This window comes from Streptomyces sp. SID13726 (assembly GCF_010548375.1).
Taxonomy (GTDB): domain Bacteria; phylum Actinomycetota; class Actinomycetes; order Streptomycetales; family Streptomycetaceae; genus Streptomyces.
This window is the reverse complement of sequence record NZ_JAAGLY010000138.1, coordinates 1-640: the sequence shown is the minus strand read 5'-3', so window position 1 is coordinate 640 and position 640 is coordinate 1. Positions and strand designations below refer to the sequence as shown.

Annotated in this window: 1 protein-coding gene; it reads left to right on the top strand. The window is 72.0% G+C overall.

Annotated elements, in window-relative coordinates; translation table 11 throughout:
* Positions 1 to 84: 84 nt before the first annotated feature.
* Positions 85 to 640 (top strand): sulfite exporter TauE/SafE family protein (locus G3I78_RS46790; protein WP_164436695.1); only part of this gene is annotated, 556 nt, incomplete at its 3' end.

The following is a 640-nucleotide window of genomic DNA, read 5'->3' as shown; positions in this document are numbered from 1 at the left end:
GCGCTTCACATACTGGACTCGTTCGATCAACCTTGTCGGGACACGTCGGGGCTGCCCCGGCCCATCCCGAGCACGGAGGACGCGGTGCGGACCCTCATCCTGCTGGCCCTCGTGGGTCTCGGCGCACAGCTCGTCGACGGCAGCCTCGGCATGGCGTACGGCGTGACGTCGACGACGCTCCTGCTCGCGATCGGGACGAACCCCGCGGCGGCGTCGGCGACGATCCACCTCGCGGAGATCGGGACGACGCTCGCGTCGGGTGCGGCGCACTGGCGGTTCGGGAACGTGGACTGGAAGGTCGTCGTGCGGATCGGCGTCCCCGGTGCGATCGGCGCGTTCGCGGGCGCGACGTTCCTGTCGAACCTGTCGACGGAGCTCGCCGCGCCGGTCATGTCGCTGCTCCTCCTGGCGCTGGGCGTGTACGTGCTGTCGCGGTTCACGTTCGTCGGGCTGCCGAAGGGTCGGCAGGGCCTCCCGCTGCGCAAGCGGTTCCTCGCCCCGCTCGGCCTGGTCGCCGGCTTCGTCGACGCGACGGGCGGTGGTGGCTGGGGCCCGGTGGGGACGCCGGCGCTGCTCGCGTCGGGGCGCATCGAGCCGCGCAAGGTCATCGGGTCGATCGACACCAGCGAGTTCCTCGTCG